We start from the raw sequence: 15,751 nt of genomic DNA, 5'->3' as shown, positions 1-15,751 counted from the left end.
AATTAAGCTGTTGCAGTCATTGTGCGCTGCTCAATACGCTTCTCTGGAGTCTTATGGAGTACCAATCGGTGCACATAAATACCAGGCGTATGAATCTCATCGGGATGCAGCTGACCGTTCTCAACAATCTCCTCTACTTCAGCTACCGTGATCTTGCCAGCCATTGCTACAACCGGATTAAAGTTACGCGCTGTGTAGCGATAGACCAAGTTTCCTGACTTATCTGCTTTCCAAGCTTTCACCAAAGAAATATCAGAAATAATTGAGCGCTCCATGATGTATTTCTCGCCATCGAATTCTTTTTCCTCTTTACCTTCAGCAACTAAAGTGCCAACACCAGTCTTGGTGTAGAAAGCAGGAATACCGCAACCACCGGCGCGCAGTTTTTCTGCCAAGGTTCCTTGCGGCGTAAATTCCAACTCCAACTCACCAGCTAAATACTGACGCTCGAATTCTTTGTTCTCGCCCACATAAGAGGCAACCATCTTTTTAACTTGGCGAGAGTTCAGCAATAAACCCAATCCGAATCCATCTACGCCTGCGTTATTAGCAATTGCAGTGAGGTTTTGAACGCCCAAATCCTTTACCGCCTGAATTAATGCCTCAGGAATGCCGCAGAGACCAAAACCGCCAACAGCTAATTTTTGTCCGTCTTTTAAGATGTCCCGCAAGGCATCGACTGCCGATGGGTAAGTTTTATTCATAACTTTTGTCCTAATATTGCCAAAAAGGGTAAAAAAGCAATCATAACGCTTTGGGGCCGTTGATCCAGACGGTCTTGGCACTAATTCGGATTTTGGCAGTTGGAACTAAACTATTAGGGCTTAAATACCCTATTTTTGAGAAATTTCGGAGAAATCAAATGAATGCTGCTGAACTGGTCGAGCAATTTGGGCCCAGAGACTCCATGGACTATGACTTAGTCATCGTTGGAGGCGGCCCTGCAGGCTTATCGGCCGCCATTAAAACTAAGCAACTAGCAAATGCCTCCGGCAAAGAGATCAGCGTTTGCGTGCTGGAAAAGGGCTCTGAAATCGGCGCTCACATTCTTTCTGGCGCGGTGATGGATCCAAAGGCGCTTACTGAGTTATTTCCAGATTGGAAAGAATTAGGTGCGCCACTCGACACCCCAGTCTCCGAAGATCAATTTTTATTTTTAACCAGTGAAAGCTCCTATCAAGTTCCGAATTGGATGCTGCCCCACTGCTTTAAAAATGAAGGCAACTATATTGTTAGTCTTGCAAACGTGACACGCTGGCTTGGACAACAAGCTGAAAATCTCGGTGTTGAAATTTTTCCCGGTTTTCCTGCAGCAGAAATTCTCTATAACGATCAAGGCGCAGTTTGCGGAGTGATTACTGGTTCAATGGGTTTGGATAAAGAAGGCAACCCTACCGATCAATTTCAACTTGGTATGGAATTGCGTGGCAAGTACACCCTCTTTGCTGAAGGTTCACGCGGTCATCTCGGCAAACAGCTCATCTCTAAATTTGCATTAGATAAAGATGCCGACCCACAAAGCTATGGCATTGGGATTAAGGAGCTCTGGGAAGTGGAGCCCTCCAAGAGCAAGCCTGGGCTGGTTGTCCACACAGCAGGCTGGCCATTGGAGAGTGATACCTATGGCGGCTCATTCCTCTATCACTTAGGTGATAACAAGGTTGCAGTTGGCTTGGTGGTTGGACTCTCATACAAGAACCCTTACCTCTCTCCTTTCGAAGAATTTCAACGCTATAAGTTGCACCCCAAGATTCGGGAAACTTTTGAAGGCGGTAAGCGTATTGCATATGGTGCGCGTGCATTAACTGCAGGCGGCTTAAACAGCCTGCCAAAAACTGTGTTCCCTGGTGGCGCACTCATTGGTTGCGATGCTGGCTATTTGAATGCGTCACGCATCAAAGGTAGTCATGCAGCCATTAAGACCGGCATGCTTGCTGCAGAAGCGGCAGTCGCAGCGATTAATGAAAACCGTTCTGAAGATGTTTTATCTGCTTACCCAACTGCATTCCAAAATAGTTGGTTACATACAGAACTCAATCAAGCGCGCAACTTCAAGCCATGGATGTCAAAAGGTCTCTATCTCGGCACCCTAATGGTTGGTTTAGAGCAAAAGTTATTGGGCGGCAATATGCCATGGACGGTTCATCTGAAACATGCTGACCACGAATGCCTAGAGCCGGCTGCTCAACACAAGCCCATTGACTACCCGAAGCCAGATGGGAAGATTACCTTTGATCGCCTTTCATCCGTATTTATTTCCAATACGAATCATGCCGAGAATCAGCCTATCCACTTAACTCTGAAGAATGATTCCGTGCCTGTGGATATCAATCTCAAAACCTATGCAGGCCCCGAGCAACGTTACTGCCCTGCTGGCGTATATGAGTACGTAGAAACTGACGGCAAACCACGTTTGCAAATCAATTCGCAAAACTGTGTTCATTGCAAAACCTGTGACATTAAAGATCCAACCCAAAACATTATCTGGATTACTCCAGAAGGTGGTGGTGGACCGAACTACGCATCGATGTAAAGCAATGCAATACAACAAGCCCCGGTTAGATGCCGGGGTTTTTCATTAAAAACAGGAATCAATAAATAGCGTTATATTTAAACCATGATGATCCTACACACTATGCTGCGCGTTGGCGACCTGAATCGCTCTATTAACTTCTACACCAAAGTATTGGGAATGAATTTACTACGTACAACTGAGCGTCCTGAGCAAAAATACTCGCTCGCTTTTGTGGGGTTCGGCAAAGGTAATGGAGATGGACAAGCTGAGATTGAGCTAACCTATAACCATGGAGTTTCTAGCTATGAGATGGGAACAGCCTATGGTCATATAGCCATTGGTGTTCCTGATGCCTATGCTGCGTGCGCCAAGATTAAGGCAGCTGGCGGTAATGTCACTCGTGAAGCTGGTCCAGTAGCTGGCGGCGATACCATCATTGCATTTGTGACCGATCCTGATGGCTACAAAATAGAGCTCATTCAGCGCTAATCGTGGCCCAGCCCGATTCATATCAACTAGACATACTTGATCGCTTAAGCGATATTCCGTGCGAGGAATGGAATGCTTTACTTCCTGCTGATGCAGGCCCCTTTCTGCGCCATGAATTTCTTAGCACTCTAGAAGAGACGGGTTGTGTTGGAGGCAATACTGGGTGGCAAGTCGCACACCTGCTCCTAAAAGATCATGGCCAACTGATAGGTGCAATGCCTCTGTATTTGAAGCAACATTCGTATGGAGAGTTTGTGTTTGATTGGTCATGGGCTCAGGCTTATGAGCAGCAAGGCATGCAGTACTTTCCCAAAGCGCTCTGCGCCATCCCCTTCTCCCCTGTACAAGGCTCCAGAATTCTTAGCGCCAGTCACATTGATGCCGACATGGTTAAGCAGCATGTCATTACAGGGTTAAAAACTTTAGTTATTCAAAACAATCTGTCTTCAGCGCATGTTTTATTCCCTTACGCCTCAGAATCTAAAAACCTTCAAGAGCAAGGCTTCATGCTACGTGACTCTGTGCAATTTCATTGGCATAACCAGGGCTTTGAGAACTTTGAACAATTTTTAGCAGCCCTCACAATGAAGCGCCGCAAAAATATTCGGCGCGAGCGCGAGCAAGTGACAAAAGAATCTATTCACTTTAGGCATGTGCCAGGAATATCTTCAACCGATGATGATTGGGAATTTTTCTATCGCTGCTATGAAAATACCTACTTAGAGCATCGCTCTAATCCATATCTCAGTGAGACTTTCTTCAAGCTATGGGCTCAGAGAATGCCTGAGAATCTTCATTTAATCATTGCTGAACGTGCGGGCCATCCTATTGCTGCATCATTACTAGTGATAGACCCGAAAACCTCCAAGGCTTATGGCAGATATTGGGGTGCGATAGAACACATTCCCTGCCTCCACTTTGAAACTGCCTATTACCAAGCCATTGAATACTGTATTGCTCAAAAGATCCAAACCTTTGAAGGTGGTGCTCAAGGTGAGCACAAGATGGCTCGGGGATTTCTTCCCACCACGATTCAATCAGCGCATTTTATTGCTGATCCACGCTTTGCCAAAGCAGTCCAACACTTCTTAGATCGAGAGCATCAAGGGATTGGAGCCTACGTCGATGAGCTTGCCGAGCACAGTCCTTTGAAATCGTCTAAAGTACAGCCATGAATTCTGGAAGCAACGATACTAAATCAGCCTCGCAAGACGGTTCTCACTCCCTATCGACTGGGGACAATGAGTCCGACTCCCCTTGTATTGGTGTATGCACCACTCTTTACGATGAAATCTGCCAAGGATGCGGTCGCACTCTCGGAGAAGTCAGTAATTGGGTATTCTTTTCTCAGGAAGAAAAAGATTCGGTGTGGAAGCGCATTCGCGAAGAAGGTACTGCGACCCGCTTTCAACGACAAGTCAAAGAAAATAAGCCCGCTTAGGGGCTTATTTTTAAGTAGCTACTAGTGAGGTTGCTTTAACCTTCTAATGCCTGACTGCGCAAATACTCTTCGTACGTTCCTGAGTAGTCAGTAACCGTGCCATCCATCTTCACTTCTAAGATACGATTAGCCAAAGCAGATACAAACTCACGGTCGTGAGAAACAAAGATCAAAGTGCCGTCGAATTTCTCAAGTGCAATTTGTAAGCTCTCAATGGATTCCATATCCATATGGTTTGTCGGCTCATCCATTGCTAGCACGTTATATTTTTGGAGCATCAATTTGCCCCAAATCATTCTGCCCTTTTCACCACCAGAGAGCACCTTAACGGACTTGCCAATATCATCGCCAGAGAATAAGAGGCGACCTAATGTGCCACGAATAACTTGATCGTCATCACCAGTATTACGCCAGTTGTTCATCCAATCCATGAGCAATTCGTCTTTTGCGAACATCTCAGTATTGTCTTGAGGCATCACACCAACGTTAGCGTTCTCAGCCCATTTCACATCACCGCTATCAGCAGCAATACCTTCAAAGCGTTTGCTTAGAATGGTCTTGAGCAGTGTCGTCTTACCAGCACCGTTTTGTCCGATGATGGCAATCTTCTCGCCAGCACGAACGCCTAATTTGAAATTCTTGAAGATAACGCGGTCATAAGCCTTAGTTAGCGCATTGCACTCTACCGCCATGTTGTGCAGCTTCTTCTCAGTATCAAAACGAATAAATGGGTTCTGACGTGATGAAGGCTTTACTTCAACAATCTCAATTTTCTCTAGCTGTCTCTGGCGTGAAGTCGCTTGGCGTGCTTTAGAAGCGTTTGCAGAGAAGCGAGCTACGAAAGCTGCCAATTCAGCAATTTTCTCTTTCGCCTTCACGTTATTACTCAGCTGCTGAGTGCGAGCCTGAACAGATGCCAGCATGTAGGAATCGTAATTACCTGGATAAACCTTCAAGGTTCCATAGTCCATGTCGGCCATATGCGTACAGACTTCATTGAGGAAGTGACGATCATGGGAAATGATGACGATGGTGCTCTTAATTTGATTGAGGATGTCCTCAAGCCAATGAATGGAGTGAATGTCCAAGTTATTGGTTGGCTCATCAAGCAGCAATACATCTGGATCAGAGAACAATGCTTGCGCTAGCAATACACGCAATTTCCAACCTGGCGCAACATTGCTCATTGGGCCGTTGTGTTGCTCAATGGGAATACCAATACCCAATAACAACTCACCTGCTTTTGCTTCAGCGGTATAACCACCGTACTCAGCGTATTTGCCTTCAAGCTCAGCAGCCTTCATGTAATCTTCATCAGAAGCATCTGGGTTAGCGTAGATCGCGTCGCGTTCTGCCGCTGCCTTCCACATCTCTTCGTGCCCCATCATTACTACGTCAAGAACGCGTACATCTTCGTATGCAAATTGATCTTGACGCAATTTACCCAAACGAATACCGGGATCTAAGCTCACGTTACCGCTAGTTGGCTCAAGCTCGCCACCTAAAATTTTCATAAAGGTTGACTTACCGCAACCATTTGCGCCGATGAGGCCGTAACGATTACCGCCGCCAAACTTCACGGAAATGTTTTCAAACAGAGGCTTCGCCCCAAACTGCATGGTGATATTAGATGCTGACAGCACGGATGTTTTCTAGCTTTCTGAAATTCAATAGTTACCCCGGAGGGGCAAAGACCGTTATTTTAACGGCTTAGACGTCTTTGTTGGCAGGAAGCCGCAGTCTTGCTTAGACTTTGACCCTAAATGGGGTGAAATTTGTATGAATATCGTAGAAATCCTCGTTTTCCTTGCGCTTAAGGAAGTTCACGACCCAATAGGTCATGGGGGTAGCCAAGATTTCCCATGAGGTCTTCAGGACATACTGGGCCAGTGCTACCTGAATCAATTCATGGATTGGCCAGATGCCATAGAAAGCCAATACATAAAAAAAGGATGAATCGACCATCTCGCCCACCGCCGTAGATCCAATGGTACGCATCCACAGAAAACGGCCCTGGGTCCACACCTTCATCTTTGCCAATACATAACTGTTGACCAGGCTTCCACACCAGAAAGAAAACATAGAAGCTAAGGCAATTCGCCAAGAGTTTCCAAATACCGTTTCTAGCCCGTGCTGATAATTAGCCATATAGTCGCCAGGTGCAACCGGTAAGGCAATGACTATTTGCGCCATGATTGCGGCAAATGCGAGAGCAGCAAAGCCAGCCCAAACCGCTCTACGATCGTAAGCGTACCCATAGACTTCCGTGAGGATGTCGCCAAAGAAATAGGCGATGGGGAAAAATAGAATTCCCCCGCCAAATGGCACAGTCCCAAAATACGGCAAATCAATTACGGCCGCCTTACCAGCGCCAATAAAGTTCGAGCACAATAAAACCACCACGAAGGCAGTCAGAATCAGGTCGTAATAACGATGGTGGCGTCTAGGCGAGTCCATAAGTCCAGAAAAATGGATAATAGAAACAGAATATCTGTATTCCTGAAAATTCGCAGGGTGCAGGCAAAAAGTAATAACAACACCGCATAGAGGATGACAAGGTAATGAGTAAAGTAAGTTTTAACTGGGCAGACCCCCTACTTCTTGACACCCAGCTGACTGAAGAAGAGCGTATGGTTCGCGATGCTGCCGCTGAATATGCTCAAGGCCGCTTAATGCCGCGTATTCATGATGCCTATCGCAACGAAACAACTGATCCTGCCATCTTCCGCGAAATGGGTGAGCTTGGCCTTTTAGGAATCACCATTCCTGAGCAATATGGTGGAGCAAATCTCAACTATGTCTCTTACGGTTTAATCGCTCGTGAAATCGAACGCGTGGATTCTGGTTATCGCTCCATGATGAGCGTGCAGTCTTCCTTGGTGATGGTTCCAATTAATGAATTCGGCAGCGAAGCCCAAAAACAAAAGTACCTACCTAAATTAGCTAGTGGCGAATGGATTGGTTGCTTTGGTTTAACCGAACCTAACTATGGCTCAGATGCTGGTGGCATGATTACTCGCGCCAAGAAAGTTCCGGGCGGATTTTCTTTAACTGGCTCCAAGATGTGGATCTCCAACTCCCCGATTGCAGATGTGTTTGTAGTTTGGGCAAAGAATGATGAAGGCATCATTCGCGGCTATATTCTTGAAAAAGGCATGAAGGGCTTAAGCGCTCCAAAGATCACTGGCAAGATGGGCCTACGCGCGTCTATCACCGGCGAAATCGTGATGGATGAAGTGTTCGTACCTGCCGAGAATGAATTCCCAGAAATTGAAGGCCTCAAAGGCCCCTTCACTTGCTTAAACTCCGCACGCTATGGCATTGCCTGGGGAGCACTTGGCGCTGCTGAGTGGTGCTGGTATGCCGCTCGCCAATACACCATGGATCGCAAGCAATTCGGTAAGCCACTGGCTGCGAATCAATTGATTCAGAAAAAATTGGCTGACATGCAAACTGAGATCACTTTAGGACTTCAGGGCTGCTTACGCCTAGGTCGTATGAAAGATGAAGGCATTGCTGCCCCAGAAATCACTTCCATCATGAAACGTAACTCTTGCGGCAAGTCTTTAGATATTGCGCGTATGGCTCGTGACATGCATGGTGGTAACGGTATCTCAGATGAGTATGGAGTTGTGCGTCACATGCTGAACTTGGAAGTCGTTAACACCTACGAAGGTACTCACGATATTCACGCCCTTATTTTAGGTCGTGCACAAACAGGCATTCAGGCCTTCAGTTAATCAACTAATTAAGCACCTAGCTTACTTGCGATGGCCTTTGCTGCTCTAGCAAAGGCCTCATCACTATCATCATCTAGCTGTACAAAATTCTCAATTCTGTATTGAGGAAAGTTACGCACAATCGATGACTGATAAGAAGGATCGTAATGCTTTACCAACAACTCTTCAACAAGCTCAGGAAAATTACCCGCATCAATTGCATCATTCCATTTAGCAATCTGCACTTTTCCGTAATGAGCGGTTAGCAATGCTAACTTACGCTTGAAATTATCGGTATCGGTTAGAAAGTGATGGTATTCACGAATTAACCAGGACACTCGTGTTTGAGTACTCGATCTCAATTCAACACAAGACCCATTGCGAATTTTTTCCATTAAAGCATCAGGTACATGTAATCCCCCCACCTTCTTGCTTTCGGACTCCACAAATACTGGCTTAGCAGGGTCAAGCGAACGCAAGGCATTCCATAGCGCAGTCTCAAAGCCTTTTTGCGATGGCTGGTCTTCATTAGGCTCATTACCAAGCACTGATCCACGATGAACCGCCAAGCCCTCTAGATCAAGGATCTGAGCCCCTAATGCACCGATCTCTTGCAGCACTCGTGTTTTGCCGCTGCCCGTCATTCCACATACAACCTGAAATGAAAATTGACCAGCTGCCTGGTCTAAGCCATCAATCACTGTGCGACGAAAAACTTGATAACCGCCTTCTAGCTGCTTAGCTTTCCAGCCAATCCGATTGAGAATATGAGTAAAGGCGCCACTGCGTTCACCACCACGCCAGCAATAAATTAATGGACGCCATTCACGAGGTAATTCTAGGAAGTGATTTTCAAGATGAGTAGCAATGTTTTTGGAGACCAACGCTGCCCCTAGTTTTTTAGCTGCAAATGGAGACTCTTGTTTATAAAGCGTTCCTATTTTTGCGCGCTCTTCATTATCAAGAACGGGGTAATTAACTGCACCAGGAATGTGATCTAAAGCAAACTCTGCTGGAGATCTCACATCAATCACGAGATCAAACTGACCTAGCTCAGATAAAAATTGATCAACTCTTAAGATATGTGGATTGCTGGGTTGCACGATAGACTAGCGCAACTTTTGCAAAATATGCTCAGGCCAAGGCGCTGATTTATTGGTGGTGAGATCTACCCAAACCATGGTGGCGCCACCAATAGCCGCCTCGACTTCAGGCGAGGTAGTTAAAGCCATGCTGGTATAGACATCCAAACTAGTTCTGCCAATGGCGCCAATGGAGGTCTTTAATATCAACTCGCCTGGGAACGAGAGTTGTTGATAAAAATTACAAAAGCCATTCAGCATCAACATGGATTCACGACCAGGGGCAACCTCGTAACCCATCGCGGTAATCCATTCACAGCGGGCTTGCTCCATGTAGCGAAAGTAAATAGTATTGTTCACGTGCCCATACGCATCCATATCACCCCAACGAATAGGCATGATCATCTCATGCACTAATTTTCGCTCTTCGGGAATGGTGATGCGCATGGTTTAGCGAGTGCTCTTTAGCTTAACCAAGCTGCAAAGCAAGTTGGTACAAATTAGTTGAGCGTGCGCCAGAGCGGCAGAAAGCGAGAACCGGTCCAGGCAAAGTTTTTAAGAGGCGCGCCATTTCTTGTACTTGAGCCGGGGTGAATGCGCCCGGTACTACTGGCAAGTAAACATAATTCAATCCTAACTTTTCAGCTTCAGCTTGGATCGCAGCATTCAAAGGTTGGCTTGGGCCACCCTCACCATCAGGACGGTTATTAATCACGCTCTTGTAGCCTTGCTTGGCAATTTCAGCTAAATGGCTTGGGTCGATCTGACCGAGAGTGCCAAACTGAGCGTTATGGCAAGAAATAGGAAGACTCATGAAACCCTCTACATTCAATTAATTATGCAATAGGGTCGATTTTAAATCAGGCTCGCCTAGATGTTCGTGGGCTTGTTTTTATGGGCAGTAAAGAAGCGCTCGCAGATCTCCATGCCAGCTAGCATGGCAACCACAAACACCAAGGCCTTGAGGTGGCCTGCGCCTAGGGCAACTAGAGCTGGACCAGGACAAAAGCCAGCGATTCCCCAGCCAGCTCCAAAAATTAAGCTGCCAATAATCAATGGCTTGGTAATGTCTCTGCGCGTAGGGATATGCAGTGCCCCACCAAAAAAAGCTTCAGTTCTTTTGCTAACAACGTAGAACCCGGCAAGACCAACAATCACGGCACCCATCATGACAAACATTAATGATGGATCCCAGTTACCGGTTAAATCCAAAAATGCCAAGATCTTCTGCGGATTGCTCATGCCGGAGATAATTAAACCCCAACCAAAAAGCACACCAATTGCGTACTGACCAAAGAGGCTGAAATTTTTTCTCATCTCAAACTCCAATCAAGTGGCGCAGCACGTAAACAGTGATAAAGCCTGCGCCCATAAAAGAGAGCGTGGCAACTAATGAACGTGGTGATAAGCGTGACAGACCACAAATACCGTGGCCACTAGTGCAGCCAGATCCATATTGAGCACCAAAGCCAACTAGGAGGCCAGCAATCACAATCGCAATCCAATCTGCTTCAATTTCCACTACCGGGAATATGCCAAAAAATAACGCTGCCAGAAATGGCGCAGATATCAAACCAAAAACCAACGCAACACGCCATGCTGAATCAGTCAATTTAGGATGCAGTAAGCCAGAAACAATTCCGCTGATACCCAAAATACGGCCATGCAATAAAACATATAGAGCCGCCGCAACTCCAAGAATCATCCCGCCCAATAAGGAGGGAATGGGGGTAAAAGACATCCAATCAATTTGCATTATTCAGCCGTATTTAAAATTAACTGCAAGGGTTAGGAGCAAGGCGTATTTGTAAATAACGTAGACCTATATAAGCCCCAAAGATAAATCCAGGCAAGGCCAGCAATGAACCAATAGCAAGAGTGGAGATACCACTCAAGCCCTGCCCTACTGTACAACCCAAAGCAGTTACGCCACCAAAGCCCATCAGCGCGGCGCCAACTAAATGGTTGGCGGTATCTTCAGTATTACGGAAGGATTCCCAACGAAATGATTTGGTTGCAATTGATACTGCAGTAGAACCCAAAATCATTCCTACAACAGCTGCAATACCCACTGTGATTACTTTGGATGTATCGCTATACATCATCAACCAATCCAAGGAATAGGCATAAGGTGCAACGAACGAAAGACTTTCCATGCGACCAGAATTCGTTACCAAAAATACTTCTTCTAAAGTATTTGGATCTTCAGCCACATATCCCAAGTTACCTGATACCCACCACACCGCACAGATTGCCAATCCTACGGCAATGCCAGCAAATAGATTTTCAGCAGTCCAAAATGCTTTGTTAGCTAAGGCATAAGCAATAAAGGCAGCGCCAATGATTAAGCCCAGGGCTAAATGAAGCTGAGGACGCGCAATGCCAAGGGGTGCGCTTAAAAGACTAGGTAAATCTTGCGGTGTATTAAAGGCAATAAAAAACGTATCCAAAGTGTTGATGCGCACTACACCCAAGAAACCGCGCATTGTCATATACGCCGTTAATCCGAGGACCATAAACACCACAATGGACTTTAAGTTGCCACCACCAATGCGGATCAAGGTTTTACTGCCGCACCCTGAAGCCAGCACCATACCTAAACCAAACAAAACACTACCAACGATTGTGGAAAGCCACAAAAATTTATTGCCGGTATAAAAACTTTTCAGCGGATCAATCAAGCCAAGGTAAGACATCAAGGTAAAACCAATAATGGCAACACCGATAGCCAAAAACCATTGCTTTAAACGGCCCCAGCTAGACATGATGAAAATGTCAGAAACTGCACCCATGCTGCAAAACCCAGTTTTCTGCATAACGGCACCTAGAAAAAAGGTGATGGCAAAAGTAGCCCAGAGAACGGACTTACTTAAAGAACTAATATCTACAACATCCATAGCGATCAAATCTTGAAAAAATTAAGGTTTAAATTTGTAAAACTGTTTATTGAGAAAGGCGGTGACATCCGCTTCATCCTCTGGGAATAGATCAAGCCGTAGTTCGGTATTACATAGACCAACCATCTTTTTCAAATCAGCCAGCGATTTCACCTTGCTATCAGAGCGGGTGTAAATCATGTCGCCATTACCAAAGCCGGTTTTCTTGGCATGACAGGCATAGCATTTTTGCTGGTCTATGGTCTTGCCATTAGCCAAATCTGGAGCAGCGAGCGCTGGAGTGCTAATAAGGGCACTGAATGCGATTGCTGAGATAGATCGGAGAAAAGTCATTTTCATTACAAATCAAGGATTTAGCATTAATCCTCTATTTTAAGGCCCAATGGCTGAATTTGCCTTAGTTGCTTGTCTTACTCAGCCTGGATCGACAGATAGACGTTATAGGCATTCATGCGGTTAGCAGCCCTAAACAGCGGCATCCCCTCGTATTCAGACCAATCAGCCTGTTTATAGGCATCCTCGAAAGGATCTAGGTTAATGGCGGCTTCAGACATGGACTCACGCAAATACTTGAGGTAATTCCTGGTGAAGGCGATATCTTCAGCCGGCTTAACAGAGTAATTGCCGTGCCCTGGGATCACAATATTGGGGTTGAGTTTTTCAATCTCATCTAGAGCAATCAGCCACCCTTTGCTATCGGCGTTCCCAACAAATGGAATGCGACCCCTGAATACAAGATCACCAGCAAACAATACTTTTTCTGAAGGCACGTACACCATGAGATCTTCAGGAGCATGCGCAGGTCCAACTCTACTTACGAAGAAGTCCACCCCACCAACGGTCAACTTTGTTTTTTGACCCACCCATACATCCGCAGAGATTAATTTGGTATTTGCATTAACCCAAGGAGCGAAATCGATTCTTGAAGCTATCAAGCGTTGCTTGGCGGTTTCAGAAGAGAGGTAATTTCTACCCTCACCTTGCGCATAGATCTTTGCACCGATTTTTTTAAACTCTTGCAATCCATATACATGGTCAGCATGGTAATGACTCACGATGAGAGCCACTATCTTTTGTGGAGTAATTTTCTTGATTTCAGCAATGAGCTTTTGCGCCAGAATCGGCGAGCCCAAGGCATCAACAACCACCACCCCGCCTGGGGTTACAACAAAGCCAGCATTAGAAATAAAGTTTTGATTAGCGCTGCTTCCCATTTCTGGGAAGCCTTGTACAAAATAGGTATGGGGCGCTACCTGTATTGGCTTTAGCTGAATCGTATCGCTAGGCTTAACCTGTCCAAAAGCCGAATCCAAAAAGATAAGGGATCCCATCAGGATCCCTGCAAGACTTTTAAAGCAATTCATATAAGACTGTTTAAGGCTTGATGTAAGCAAAACCATCTTTATATTGCAGATCTGCCACACGAACCACACCTGATGGTGTGAAGTCAGCATCTAAAGTGAACTGATCTTTTTTCAAGTTACGATTCTTGAGCGTAATCTCGCAAACCTCAAACTTCACACCACGAGACTTTAAAGCGCCAACTAAAGGTGCGTATTCCACATTATTCTTCTTATCTTTCGCCCCCTCCATCATGATGTCCACGCCATTGGCATGGGTCACCACAATAATGGTAGTTTGAGGCGCTACGTCTAAATGATTACGGATATTGCGCAGACCTTTTAGACCTTGGGTCTCAGCATCATCAATGTGGTAAACCACTTTTGTATTACCTGTAGATTGAGCTGAAACCAAAGAACCAAAACCTAGCGAAAAAGTCAAAAAGGCAATAATGGAAAGTAGTTTTTTCATTTCACGTCCTATGACTTAAATTAGATCGAAACCATACCGGGATTATTTGCAACACCCTTAATGATTGGCTCATTGAGCTTGACTGCTTTAACCACCTTAACATCACGCAGGTGACGCTCAATCACATCCCAGATTGGCTCGCCGCCAGCATTCTTGGCTTCTTCGCTAACGGGTGCCCAGCCTGCAACTTTATAAGTCTTGCTTGCCTCAATTGGCTTGCCGTTTAAGCGCATATCTGTAATACGCTTACCGGCTGTTTGCGCAGGATCAATGGTGTATTGCATACCACCAACGCGGACCATATCGCCACCTTGTTGATAATACGGATCTGGATTAAATAAATTATCTGCCACGTCCTCAAGAATGGTCTTGATGGTTTCACCACTCATATTAGTAACCGTGGTGTACGGATAAGTAATCGCCGTTTGATCCATCAGGTTCTCGCGAGTGATTGCTTGGCCCGGCAGGAGGCTAGTGCCCCAACGGAAGCCTGGTGAGAAAGCAATCTCCGCATTCTTTTGCGCCATGAGGCCATCTAAGATAAGTTGATCAAAGCTACCATTGAAGTTGCCACGACGATACAAGAGGCCTTCAGTAGTAGCTAATTTTTCATTGAGCTTAGCTTCGAACGGCGCTCTAATTTTGGTAATCAACTTGCTCATTGCTGGATCGGCTGGAATCATGTTCGAGAATATTGGGAAGAGCTTGTAGCGGAAATCAACTGCCTTACCGCCCTTCACATCAAAATCGAGCACACCCAAAAACTTGCTATTAGATCCAGCATTGGTAACTAGAGTGACACCACCGGAATTCTTAACCTTGACAGGAATGGGAACACCATCGTGCGTATGTCCGCCCATAATGGCATCAAGACCGCTTACGCGAGAAGCCATCTTCAAATCCACGTCCATACCATTATGGGAGAGCAGAATCACAACCTTGGCTCCCTTGGACTTCACTTCATTAATGGTCTTCTGGAGGTTTTCTTCTTGAATACCAAAAGTCCAATCTGGCGTGAAGTAACGTGGGTTAGCAATTGGTGTATACGGGAAGGCCTGACCAATAATGGCTACCTGAATACCGTTCTGCACTTTCATGACATACGGATTAAATACTGAATCACCAAAGTCGGCTGTTTTAATATTTTGCGCAACAAAATTGACTTTGCCTTTGAAATCGCCATTCACGATTTCCATCACACGCTTCTCACCTAAAGTCATCTCCCAGTGAGGTGTCATTACATCCACACCTAGCGCAAGAGCAGCATCGACCATATCTTGACCATTGGTCCAAAGAGCCGTACCAGAACCCTGCCATGTATCGCCACCATCAAGCAATAAAGCGCCTGGACGATTTGCTTTCATTTGCTTAACCAATGTAGCCATATGGGCGAAGCCACCCATCTTGCCGTAGTTCTGGGCTGCAGCAACGTAATCCAAGTAAGTGAATGCATGCGCATCGCGTGTTCCAGCTGGAATACCATTGGCTTTTAAGAAGTATTCTCCAACCAAATGCGGAGTCTTGCCCTCTTGTGCGCCAATACCTAAGTTGACATTAGGCTCGCGGAAGTAAATTGGTAATAACTGCGCATGACAGTCTGTGAAATGCAAGAAGTGGACATTGCCGAATTTAGGCAAATCATAGTATTTCTGTGCGGTACTCTGAGCATTCACGAAATTGGACTGCAAACTCAATCCGCCTGCTGATGCAATAGCCAAAGCCTGCAGAAAGTCGCGACGATTTAATGACATATATATTCCCTTAAGAAAACAGGCCTGTCGGCCTGTTCTTTGATT

At 45.7% G+C, this 15,751-nt stretch carries 18 protein-coding genes; 5 read left to right on the top strand and 13 right to left on the bottom strand.

Annotation, left to right across the window (positions count from 1 at the left end; genetic code table 11):
• Window positions 1–2 precede the first annotated feature (2 nt).
• Window positions 3–704, bottom strand: coding sequence for a CoA transferase subunit A (locus PKF022_RS04340; RefSeq protein WP_216231710.1), 702 nt, complete (start codon window positions 702–704; stop codon window positions 3–5).
• A 158-nt stretch (window positions 705–862) separates the two neighbouring features.
• Between PKF022_RS04340 and PKF022_RS04335 the strand changes: the two genes are divergently transcribed.
• The 4 genes from PKF022_RS04335 (at window position 863) to PKF022_RS04320 (ending at window position 4,445) form a co-directional block, all read left to right on the top strand.
• The gene (locus PKF022_RS04335; RefSeq protein WP_281777365.1) at window positions 863–2,533 is read left to right on the top strand and encodes an electron transfer flavoprotein-ubiquinone oxidoreductase; all 1,671 of its coding nucleotides are present in this window, start codon (window positions 863–865) and stop codon (window positions 2,531–2,533) included.
• An 84-nt stretch (window positions 2,534–2,617) separates the two neighbouring features.
• Entirely contained in the window at window positions 2,618–3,004 is a 387-nt protein-coding gene (gene gloA / locus PKF022_RS04330) for a lactoylglutathione lyase (protein WP_281777364.1), read from the top strand.
• Window positions 3,005–3,006: 2 nt separating this feature from the next.
• Entirely contained in the window at window positions 3,007–4,179 is a 1,173-nt protein-coding gene (locus PKF022_RS04325) for a GNAT family N-acetyltransferase (protein WP_281777363.1), read from the top strand.
• Complete coding sequence (locus PKF022_RS04320) at window positions 4,176–4,445, top strand: DUF1289 domain-containing protein (protein WP_281777362.1); 270 nt, start codon at window positions 4,176–4,178, stop codon at window positions 4,443–4,445. The genes PKF022_RS04325 and PKF022_RS04320 overlap by 4 nt, the downstream gene beginning before the upstream one ends.
• Before the next feature lie 35 nt (window positions 4,446–4,480).
• Here PKF022_RS04320 and PKF022_RS04315 read toward each other — a convergent pair whose 3' ends face one another.
• Window positions 4,481–6,088, bottom strand: coding sequence for an ABC-F family ATPase (locus PKF022_RS04315; RefSeq protein ID WP_281777361.1), 1,608 nt, complete (start codon window positions 6,086–6,088; stop codon window positions 4,481–4,483).
• A 103-nt stretch (window positions 6,089–6,191) separates the two neighbouring features.
• Window positions 6,192–6,902: a queuosine precursor transporter gene (locus PKF022_RS04310; RefSeq protein WP_281777360.1), complete on the bottom strand. Its 711-nt coding sequence runs from the start codon at window positions 6,900–6,902 to the stop codon at window positions 6,192–6,194.
• Window positions 6,903–7,006: 104 nt separating this feature from the next.
• On the opposite strand from PKF022_RS04310, the gene PKF022_RS04305 reads away from it, so the two are divergent.
• Window positions 7,007–8,185, top strand: coding sequence for an acyl-CoA dehydrogenase (locus PKF022_RS04305; protein WP_216231704.1), 1,179 nt, complete (start codon window positions 7,007–7,009; stop codon window positions 8,183–8,185).
• 8 nt (window positions 8,186–8,193) lie between these two features.
• Here PKF022_RS04305 and mnmH read toward each other — a convergent pair whose 3' ends face one another.
• From mnmH to soxB, 10 genes are all read right to left on the bottom strand, one after another.
• Entirely contained in the window at window positions 8,194–9,267 is a 1,074-nt protein-coding gene (mnmH, locus tag PKF022_RS04300) for a tRNA 2-selenouridine(34) synthase MnmH (protein ID WP_281777359.1), read from the bottom strand.
• Window positions 9,268–9,273: 6 nt separating this feature from the next.
• Window positions 9,274–9,693 (bottom strand): thioesterase family protein, encoded by a 420-nt coding sequence (locus PKF022_RS04295; protein ID WP_216214645.1) that lies wholly within the window; start codon window positions 9,691–9,693, stop codon window positions 9,274–9,276.
• A 22-nt stretch (window positions 9,694–9,715) separates the two neighbouring features.
• On the bottom strand, window positions 9,716–10,060 hold the full coding sequence (locus PKF022_RS04290) for a TIGR01244 family sulfur transferase (protein WP_216214643.1): 345 nt from the start codon (window positions 10,058–10,060) through the stop codon (window positions 9,716–9,718).
• 56 nt (window positions 10,061–10,116) lie between these two features.
• Complete coding sequence (locus PKF022_RS04285; protein ID WP_281777358.1) at window positions 10,117–10,563, bottom strand: YeeE/YedE family protein; 447 nt, start codon at window positions 10,561–10,563, stop codon at window positions 10,117–10,119.
• A gap of 1 nt (window position 10,564) precedes the next feature.
• Window positions 10,565–11,002, bottom strand: a complete 438-nt coding sequence (locus PKF022_RS04280) for a YeeE/YedE thiosulfate transporter family protein (RefSeq protein ID WP_281777357.1) — start codon at window positions 11,000–11,002, stop codon at window positions 10,565–10,567.
• Window positions 11,003–11,021: 19 nt separating this feature from the next.
• Window positions 11,022–12,143 (bottom strand): YeeE/YedE family protein, encoded by a 1,122-nt coding sequence (locus tag PKF022_RS04275; protein ID WP_281777356.1) that lies wholly within the window; start codon window positions 12,141–12,143, stop codon window positions 11,022–11,024.
• Window positions 12,144–12,164: 21 nt separating this feature from the next.
• Entirely contained in the window at window positions 12,165–12,476 is a 312-nt protein-coding gene (locus PKF022_RS04270; protein WP_216214634.1) for a hypothetical protein, read from the bottom strand.
• Window positions 12,477–12,553: 77 nt separating this feature from the next.
• The gene (locus PKF022_RS04265) at window positions 12,554–13,474 is read right to left on the bottom strand and encodes an MBL fold metallo-hydrolase (protein ID WP_281777355.1); all 921 of its coding nucleotides are present in this window, start codon (window positions 13,472–13,474) and stop codon (window positions 12,554–12,556) included.
• A gap of 43 nt (window positions 13,475–13,517) precedes the next feature.
• A complete protein-coding gene (locus tag PKF022_RS04260) occupies window positions 13,518–13,955 on the bottom strand; it encodes a DsrE family protein (RefSeq protein WP_281777354.1) in 438 nt (145 codons plus the stop codon).
• A 20-nt stretch (window positions 13,956–13,975) separates the two neighbouring features.
• Window positions 13,976–15,706: a thiosulfohydrolase SoxB gene (soxB, locus tag PKF022_RS04255; RefSeq protein WP_281777353.1), complete on the bottom strand. Its 1,731-nt coding sequence runs from the start codon at window positions 15,704–15,706 to the stop codon at window positions 13,976–13,978.
• Window positions 15,707–15,751: the final 45 nt, after the last annotated feature.

It is taken from the genome of Polynucleobacter sp. KF022 (assembly GCF_027924105.1).
Classification (GTDB): Bacteria; Pseudomonadota; Gammaproteobacteria; order Burkholderiales; family Burkholderiaceae; genus Polynucleobacter.
Note: the sequence above shows the minus strand (reverse complement) of the source record. Positions and strands in the feature narration are given on the sequence as shown.

What these genes read in the sequence shown, in the direction of transcription:
- PKF022_RS04340 (WP_216231710.1), bottom strand. Translation starts at nt 704, where the DNA reads ATGAATAAAACTTACCCATCGGCAGTCGATGCCTTGCGGGACATCTTA.
- PKF022_RS04335 (WP_281777365.1), top strand. Translation starts at nt 863, where the DNA reads ATGAATGCTGCTGAACTGGTCGAGCAATTTGGGCCCAGAGACTCCATG.
- gloA (WP_281777364.1), top strand. Translation starts at nt 2,618, where the DNA reads ATGATGATCCTACACACTATGCTGCGCGTTGGCGACCTGAATCGCTCT.
- PKF022_RS04320 (WP_281777362.1), top strand. Translation starts at nt 4,176, where the DNA reads ATGAATTCTGGAAGCAACGATACTAAATCAGCCTCGCAAGACGGTTCT.
- PKF022_RS04310 (WP_281777360.1), bottom strand. Translation starts at nt 6,902, where the DNA reads ATGGACTCGCCTAGACGCCACCATCGTTATTACGACCTGATTCTGACT.
- PKF022_RS04305 (WP_216231704.1), top strand. Translation starts at nt 7,007, where the DNA reads ATGAGTAAAGTAAGTTTTAACTGGGCAGACCCCCTACTTCTTGACACC.
- PKF022_RS04295 (WP_216214645.1), bottom strand. Translation starts at nt 9,693, where the DNA reads ATGCGCATCACCATTCCCGAAGAGCGAAAATTAGTGCATGAGATGATC.
- PKF022_RS04290 (WP_216214643.1), bottom strand. Translation starts at nt 10,060, where the DNA reads ATGAGTCTTCCTATTTCTTGCCATAACGCTCAGTTTGGCACTCTCGGT.
- PKF022_RS04285 (WP_281777358.1), bottom strand. Translation starts at nt 10,563, where the DNA reads ATGAGAAAAAATTTCAGCCTCTTTGGTCAGTACGCAATTGGTGTGCTT.
- PKF022_RS04280 (WP_281777357.1), bottom strand. Translation starts at nt 11,002, where the DNA reads ATGCAAATTGATTGGATGTCTTTTACCCCCATTCCCTCCTTATTGGGC.
- PKF022_RS04275 (WP_281777356.1), bottom strand. Translation starts at nt 12,143, where the DNA reads ATGGATGTTGTAGATATTAGTTCTTTAAGTAAGTCCGTTCTCTGGGCT.
- PKF022_RS04270 (WP_216214634.1), bottom strand. Translation starts at nt 12,476, where the DNA reads ATGACTTTTCTCCGATCTATCTCAGCAATCGCATTCAGTGCCCTTATT.
- PKF022_RS04265 (WP_281777355.1), bottom strand. Translation starts at nt 13,474, where the DNA reads ATGGGATCCCTTATCTTTTTGGATTCGGCTTTTGGACAGGTTAAGCCT.
- PKF022_RS04260 (WP_281777354.1), bottom strand. Translation starts at nt 13,955, where the DNA reads ATGAAAAAACTACTTTCCATTATTGCCTTTTTGACTTTTTCGCTAGGT.
- soxB (WP_281777353.1), bottom strand. Translation starts at nt 15,706, where the DNA reads ATGTCATTAAATCGTCGCGACTTTCTGCAGGCTTTGGCTATTGCATCA.